We start from the raw sequence: 1,041 nt of genomic DNA, 5'->3' as shown, positions 1-1,041 counted from the left end.
ACACACCCATCACCACGTTGAATATGCTTGCTTGGCGATAGGGAAGGCATAGATAACAAAGAAGACCAATCGGAAATATCCAGTGCTTAAGCTCCTCAGGGTGTTCGCCTGCATTGGCGAAAATGCTGAGAACAGATATAACACCTACAGCGAGACAGGCTTGCTTGAGGTATTTGGCTTCGGGGGAGAACTTGGCGTAGAGGCTTGTGCTTAAATAAACGATGCTTAGAAGTGTTGCAACGTAAACGAGCTCATAGAGACCGTAGCGATAATTTTGTATACCAAGCACAACCATAGCAATTGCGCCAAGCAGAAATAATGTGGCAGTAAGACGGGTTTGAAGCTGGATTTCAGAGAACATTATTGTGCTCCTTCTGCATTGGCTGGCGTTGCGTCTTGGGGCAGCTCATCGATGTCTCGATAGATGTGTGTTCTATTAATACTGGTAGCTTGTGTTTCTGATAAGGCATGGCTTGCCCGGCCTGTTATGGAGGTACTGTCATCGCCGATATTTAAGCAGGACACGCCAGCACTAACGGTAATACTTTCTCCATGAATCTCAATTTCTTTGCGGACTTTAAGTCGCAGGCTGTCTGCTATCTTGACTGCTTGAATCGAGCTGGTATGAGGTAAGACGATAAGAAACTCATGATGTTCCCAAAGGTAGTAACTGTCGAACAAGCGAAGGTTGTTATGGAGCAACTTGCCAATGGCAATCGTGACAGCATCTTGTTCTTTAGGGTTTAGTTTGGAAAGACATATTTTGTCAATTGCCAACGCGGCTGTAGACAATTCACTGCCTTCACGTTCACTGCGTTGAATTTCTTTTGTCAGGTCATCATCTAGATGTTCTTTGGTGGCTGCTTTGGTCAGGTTATCTGTACGACGCAGTGGCTTAAGCTGTTTTCGTCTTAGTTCTCTCAAGTAAACCAGGCAGCAGCTCATGCTTAGGTACAAAAGGTAGCTCATAGTATTTTGAATGTTTTCAAACGGAGAGCCGCTAGCATTCAAAGAGGCCAGGGCAAATACTGAGAATATCCC

2 protein-coding genes are annotated in these 1,041 nt (G+C 45.1%); both read right to left on the bottom strand.

Annotated elements, in window-relative coordinates; translation table 11 throughout:
* Positions 1-361, bottom strand: a 361-nt coding sequence (locus A3729_RS04060; RefSeq protein WP_156497641.1) for a hypothetical protein, incomplete at its 3' end; no start/stop codon positions are given.
* The coding region (locus tag A3729_RS04055) for a diguanylate cyclase domain-containing protein (protein ID WP_156497640.1) at positions 361-1,041 on the bottom strand (681 nt) is incomplete at its 5' end. The genes A3729_RS04060 and A3729_RS04055, both read right to left, overlap by 1 nt.

The sequence above is a fragment of the Oleiphilus sp. HI0043 genome, from assembly GCF_001634935.1.
This window is presented reverse-complemented; position numbering and strand designations above follow the sequence as displayed.